At 61.8% G+C, this 6,381-nt stretch carries 4 protein-coding genes; all 4 read right to left on the bottom strand.

The annotated features are described in order from the left end of the window. Positions 1-44 precede the first annotated feature (44 nt). Entirely contained in the window at positions 45-2,819 is a 2,775-nt protein-coding gene (gene fdhF / locus RA19_RS17670) for a formate dehydrogenase subunit alpha (RefSeq protein WP_039165029.1), read from the bottom strand. 3 nt (positions 2,820-2,822) lie between these two features. After that, positions 2,823-4,511 (bottom strand): NAD(P)H-dependent oxidoreductase subunit E, encoded by a 1,689-nt coding sequence (locus tag RA19_RS17665; RefSeq protein ID WP_039165026.1) that lies wholly within the window; start codon positions 4,509-4,511, stop codon positions 2,823-2,825. 95 nt (positions 4,512-4,606) lie between these two features. Further along, positions 4,607-5,515 carry a LysR family transcriptional regulator gene (locus RA19_RS17660; RefSeq protein WP_039165023.1) on the bottom strand — a complete coding sequence of 303 codons (909 nt, stop codon included), beginning with the start codon at positions 5,513-5,515 and terminating at the stop codon, positions 4,607-4,609. 52 nt (positions 5,516-5,567) lie between these two features. Next, positions 5,568-6,119, bottom strand: coding sequence for a winged helix DNA-binding protein (locus RA19_RS17655; RefSeq protein ID WP_241479092.1), 552 nt, complete (start codon positions 6,117-6,119; stop codon positions 5,568-5,570). Between the last annotated feature and the right edge of the window lie 262 nt (positions 6,120-6,381).

Raw genomic sequence — 6,381 nt, 5'->3', positions numbered from 1 at the left:
CCATCGGTTCCGCGCCCGCTCTGTCTTGACTGAACCTGACTGCCTTACTCAGCGGCGATCTGGTTCTCGATCTTTTCGACTTTCACCGCCGAGAACTTGAACTCGGGGATCTTGCCATAGGGGTCCAGCGCCGGGTTGGTCAGGATGTTGGCGGCTGCCTCCACATAGGCAAACGGCACAAACACCATGTCCTCGGCAATCGCCCGGTCAGCACGCGCCATGATCTCGATCGAGCCGCGGCGGGTGGACAGGCGGACCATCTCGCCCGGCTCGATGCCCATCAGCTTGAGCGTGCGCGGGTTGAGCGAGCAGTTCGCTTCCGGCTCGACCGCATCCAGAACCTTGGAGCGGCGGGTCATCGAGCCCGTGTGCCAATGCTCCAGCTGGCGGCCGGTGGTCATGATCATCGGGAACTCCGCATCCGGGGCTTCATCCGGCGGGATCACCGATGCCGGGGTAAAGCGGGCGCGGCCTTCGGGGCGCGGGAAGCCGTCGCCAAACACAATCGCCTGACCGGGGTCGGTCTCATGCAGCGACGGGTAGGTGATGGTCTCGGTTTCCAGACGCTCCCAGGTGATGTTGTTCAAGGACTTCATGTTCAGCTTCATCTCGGCAAAGACTTCGCTGACATCCTTGTAGTCCCACGGCAGGCCGATGCGCTGAGCGAGTTCAACGGTGACTTGCCAATCTTCGCGCGCCTCACCCGGAGGCGCCACGGCGGGGCGTACACGCTGCACCTGGCGGTTGGTGTTCGACACGGTGCCGTTCTTTTCATACAGCGCCGAGGCCGGCAGGATGATGTCGGCATAGTTCGCCGTCTCGGTCAGGAAGATGTCCTGAACGATCATCAGTTCCAGCTTGGCAAAGGCGTCCCGCGCGTGGTCGGCATCCGGGTCGGACATCGCGGGATTTTCACCCTGGATATACATGCCCTTGATGTTACCGGCATAGGCCTGGTCAACGATCTCGGTCACGGTCAGGCCCTTCTCGTTCGAGAAGTCGCCGCCGCCCCAGACATCGGTGAAGCTCTTGCGGACATCATCCGAGGTCACGGTCTGATAGTCGGGCAGGAACATCGGGATCAGGCCCGCGTCGGACGCGCCCTGCACGTTGTTCTGGCCGCGCAGCGGGTGCAGGCCGGCGCCCGGCTTGCCGACGTTACCGGTCATCAGAGCCAACGAGATCAGGCAGCGCGAGTTGTCGGTGCCGTGAATGTGCTGAGAAACACCCATGCCCCAGAAGATCAGACCCGCTTTGCCACCCGCAAAGGTGCGCGCAACGCTGCGCAGCTGTTCGGGGCTGACACCGCAGATTTCCGACATCTTTTCGGGCGTGAACTGCGCCAGATGCTGTTTTTCCGCCTCCCAGTTCTCGGTGTATTTGTCGATGTAGGCCTGGTCGTACAGCCCCTCCTCGACAATCACGCTCATGATCGCGTTCAGCATCGAAACGTCCGCACCGGGGCGGAACTGCACCATTTCGGTAGCGAACCGGCGCAGGCCGACGCCACGCGGATCCATCACGATCAGCTTGCCGCCACGCTTGGTGAACTGCTTGAAATAGGTCGCAGCCACCGGGTGGTTCTCGATCGGGTTGGAGCCGATGACAATCGCCACATCGGCGTTTTCGATCTCGTTGAAGGTCGCGGTCACCGCACCGGAACCCACGTTTTCGATCAGTGCCGCAACAGAAGATGCGTGGCACAGACGGGTGCAGTGGTCGACGTTGTTGTGCTTAAAGCCCTGACGGATGAACTTCTGGAAGAGATAGGCCTCTTCGTTGGTGCATTTCGCCGAGCCGAAGCCCGCAACCGATTTCGGATCTTCGTCGCGCAGCTTGATCAGGCCCTTTGCGGCCAGATCCATCGCCTCTTCCCAGGTCGCTTCGCGGAAATGGGTCGACAGGTTGCCCGGATCAACATTCAGGCCTTTGGCCGGTGCGTCGTCGCGGCGGATCAGCGGCTTGGTCAGGCGGTGCGGGTGGTGGATGTAGTCAAAGCCGAAGCGGCCCTTCACACACAGGCGGCCTTCGTTTGCCGGGCCGTTGATGCCCTCTACATGCTTGACCTTGCCGTCCTTGACCTTGAGCGAAACCTTGCAGCCGACGCCGCAGAACGGGCAGACGCTTTCGGTTTCGGAGTCGTAGTCCTTGCTGTCGCCAACCTGGTTTTCGTCCAGCACGGTTGCAGGCATCAGCGCGCCGGTCGGGCAGGCCTGCACACATTCGCCGCATGCCACACATGTGGACTGGCCCATCGGGTCGGCGATGTCGAAGGTCGGATATGCATCGTGGCCACGGCCGGCCATGCCGATCACGTCGTTCACTTGCACTTCACGGCAGGCGCGCACGCACAGGCCGCAGGAGATACAGGCGTCCAGGTTCACCTTCATGGCGACGTGAGAGTCGTCCAGCAGCGGAATGCGGCCCTCTTCCAGCTTGGGGAAGCGGCTTTCGGTGACGCCGTTCAGCTCGGCCATGTCCCACATGTGGGAGGACTTGTCGTGCGCCTCTTCCTTCTTGGGCTGGTCGGCCACCAAAAGTTCCATCACCATCTTACGGGCGTTCTCAGCCCGTGCGTTGTTGGTGGTGACAACCATGCCCTCGGCGGGTTCACGGATACAGGAAGCAGCCAGCGTGCGCTCGCCTTCGATCTCGACCATGCAGGCGCGGCAGTTGCCGTCCGGGCGGTAGCCCGGCTGCGGCTTATGGCACAGGTGCGGGATCTTCAGCCCGCGGCCGTTGGCGACTTCCCAGATGGTCAGGCCTTTTTCAGCAGTGACCTCTTTCCCATCGAGGGTGAATGTAACGAGATTGCTCATGGTTCAGACCTCATCCGGGAAGTGTTTCATGGTCAGGCGGATCGGGTTCGGCGCGGCCTGGCCCAGGCCGCAGATCGACGCATCGACCATTGCGGTGCTCAGCTCTTCCAGCAGGCCCTGATCCCACTTCTTTTCGCTCATCAGCTTGACGGCTTTTTCGCAGCCCACCCGGCAGGGGGTGCACTGGCCGCAGCTTTCGTCTTCGAAGAAGCGCAGCATGTTCAGCGCCGCGTCGCGGGCCGAGTCCTGATCGGACAGCACCACAACAGCGGCAGAACCGATGAAGGTGCCATGCGGCTGCAGCGTGTCGAAGTCGAGCGGAACGTCATACATCGACGCAGGCAGCAGGCCCGAGGAGGGGCCGCCCGGCTGATAGGCCTTGAAGGCGTGGCCGTCCAGCATACCGCCGCAGGCTTCAATGATATCGGTGATGGTGGAACCGGCGGGCAGCAGGTGCACGCCCGGGTTCTTCACGCGGCCGGACACCGAGTAGCTGCGCAGGCCCTTGCGGCCGTTTTTTTCAACCGAGTTCAGGCATTCCGGGCCTTCGCGGTTGATCTTGCAGACCCAGTAAAGAGTCTCGACGTTGTGCACCAGCGTCGGACGGCCGAAGATGCCCACCTGCGCCACAAACGGCGGACGGTGGCGCGGCTCGCCGCGCTTGCCTTCGATCGACTCGATCATCGCGGATTCTTCACCGCAGATGTAGGCCCCTGCCCCGCGGCGCAGGTCGATGTAGCCTTCCTCGACGATGCCCGCATCTTCCAGCGCCTTGATCTCACGGCGCAGGATCTCCAGCACCGCCGGATATTCGTCGCGCATGTAGATGAAGGCTTTCTCGGCCTCGACCGCCCAGGAGGCAATCAGCATCCCCTCAAGGAAGACATGCGGAGTGCGTTCAAGGTAGTAACGGTCCTTGAAAGTGCCAGGCTCGCCTTCGTCGCCGTTCACGGCCAGATAGCGCGGACCTTCGTTGGCGCGGACAAAGCCCCATTTGGTGCCGGACGGGAAACCAGCGCCGCCAAGGCCGCGCAGGCCGGCTTCTTTGACTTTCGCCTGAACCGCTTCCCAGTCGCCATTCGCACGCAGGTCTTTCAGCGTGGCATAGCCGCCTTCGGCCTCGTAGGCTGCGAAGGTTTCATACTCGGGCACGTGTGCATGGGTGTCGTCTGCCGCAATCGCCGCTTCCACTTTCTCCACCGTTGCATGGTCGATGTGGTTGTGGCCAATTTCCAGCACCGGGGCAGTGTCGCAGCGGCCCATGCAGGGTGCGCGCAAAACGCGGACCTGAGAGGCGTCCAGACCGTCTTCCAGCGCCTTTTGCAGCTGCTGGGCGCCCGCCAGTTCGCAGGACAGCGAGTCGCAGACCCGGATGGTCAGCGCCGGCGGCGGGGTCTCGCCTTCTTTCACCACGTCGAAGTGGGCATAGAAAGTAGCCACCTCGTAGATCTCCGCCTGGCCGGTGCGCATTTCCTCGGCCAAAGCCCGGATATGCGCCGCGCTCAGGCAGCCGTATTTGTCCTGAATCAGGTGCAGGAACTCGATCAGAAGGTCGCGGTTGCGCGGGCGGTCACCCAGCAGCTCCTGAACCTCGCTCAGCGCAGAGTCATCGACCTGGCGGCCCTTCGGGGTTTTGCGCCCCTTGCCGCGGCCGGACTTCCATACGCCCTTGCTATCATCCAATGGTGCCATGGGGTCCTCCAGTCAGCACGTCTTTCATCCCGGAATGCCATCAGAAATGAATATCGTCAAATCTAGAAAACCGATTGCACGATAAGGATTGCTTATCACGCCATTTGCGGCATCCCGTTGTCTACAAACGTCGCAACCACCTCTTTTAATGCCTGAACCGTGGTCAATTCCGGTGTCCTGTCCAGAGTTGCGATGCAAATCGGCCGGGATTGCTCAGGCTCATTCAGCGACAAAACCCGGGTTCCGCCCAGCCCGCCCAGGGCCTGCATCAGCGCCCGCGGCAGAATCGTTGCCACCGAACCCTCCCGCGCCATTACCATCGAGGCCATGAATCCGTTGGATTCGGATACGATCTCCGGCTTCAGCCCCAAATCGGCAAAGATCCGATCCAGAATGCGCCGGTTCTGCATCTGCTGATCAAGCAAGCTCAGCGGCAGCTCCGCCGCCTCCGCCCAGCTGATCGCATCGCCGCGGCCTGCCACCATCTCTTCGGGTGCCAGCAGCACATAGCTTTCCTCATAAAGCGGCTGCACCGTCACCAATTCCCGGCCCATGCTGTCGGTATAGGTAATTCCAGCGTCAATAGTACCATCATAGAGCCGCTGCTGGATAGCCAGCGATGTGGTGACCTCGACCTGGGCCAAAATCCTCGGATAGGCCTGACGCACCTGATCCACCAGCTGCGCCGCCCAGGCAGTGGCGGTCGGAACCACCCCCAGCACCAGATTGCCGGTCACTTCGCCGCGTGATGCCGCAATCTCCTGCTCTAGAGCCTTGGCATCATCCAGGATCGAGCGCGCCCGGCGCACAATCATCATGCCCTCTTCGGTCAGCCCCTGGAACCGATTGGCCCGGCGTACGATGGACAGGCCCAGCCGTTCCTCCAGATTGCGGATCCGCATAGAAAAAGCCGGCTGCGACATGCCGCAGTCGGCGGCTGCCTTGGCAAAATGCTGGTGCCGCGCCAGCGCGGTCAGCAGCTGAAGATCCTTAAGTTCGATCATGACCGGACTTTACGCCGCCGCAGGCAGGCCGCGCAATGGGGCGCCGCCGCTGTCAGGCTTCGCTCTTGGCTTCGGCCTGGCGGGACGCTGCCCCGTACAGCTCGGCGAGCTCTTCCAGCGCCGCTGCCGCGCCTTGCAGCTGCCCGGTCAGATCGGGCTGCCCCGCCACCGCTTGCAGAAGAAGCTGCTGGCGAAGCCCGTGCATCTTTTCTGAGGCCCGCATGCCTTCAGCGGTCAGGCTATAAGTGACGCCCGAACGGCCGGCCCCCTGCTTGGACGTCAGCCCGGCCGACGCCAGTTTGCGCAGTGAATACTGAATATTGGGAATATCAATGCGGTTGGTGGCGCGGGCCAGCTCCTTGATTGTCTTGGAACGGCCGCCGCTGCCAATCAGCAGCAGCAAGGTCGTTTCAGCTCCGGTCAGCGGCACGCTGCTCACCTGTTCGAAACACCCCGCCTGCCAGCGGGTCAGCCCCTCGACCGCCTTAAGCATCGCCATTTCCAGCCGATGCAACCCGCCATCAGGCAACGGGTCATCCACAATGTCCAGAGCCAGGCCAGAGGCCGGAAGCGGCAATACAGAAGGATCGGCTTTGTTATCCAACGAACAACTCCATTAAGAACAATTTTTGCAGCCCTAGGGGCACTTAATCCGCGGATCGAAATGCGGGGACCGGCACGCCAGCCTGTCTGAACAAAACCCCGGGCAAAGCATCGAATGCGGGCCCTGAGATCTTTTTCCCGAAAAATCCAACTCAAATTTGGCATACATATCCATCCAAATCCGGCGGACTTCAATAGCTGGCGGAGCAATCTGCTTTACAACTTCCCCGGCGGTTTGACGCAAAAGGCTTCCGCTTGCGGAA

The sequence above is a fragment of the Leisingera sp. ANG-M1 genome, assembly GCF_000813745.1.
Classification (GTDB): domain Bacteria; phylum Pseudomonadota; class Alphaproteobacteria; order Rhodobacterales; family Rhodobacteraceae; genus Leisingera.
The sequence above is the reverse complement of the archived record's forward strand: the minus strand, read 5'-3'. Positions and strand labels throughout refer to the sequence as shown.

Bases quoted from the DNA above. Each gene is read 5' to 3' on its own strand.
- fdhF (WP_039165029.1), bottom strand. From the start codon at position 2,819: ATGAGCAATCTCGTTACATTCACCCTCGATGGGAAAGAGGTCACTGCT.
- RA19_RS17665 (WP_039165026.1), bottom strand. From the start codon at position 4,511: ATGGCACCATTGGATGATAGCAAGGGCGTATGGAAGTCCGGCCGCGGC.
- RA19_RS17660 (WP_039165023.1), bottom strand. From the start codon at position 5,515: ATGATCGAACTTAAGGATCTTCAGCTGCTGACCGCGCTGGCGCGGCAC.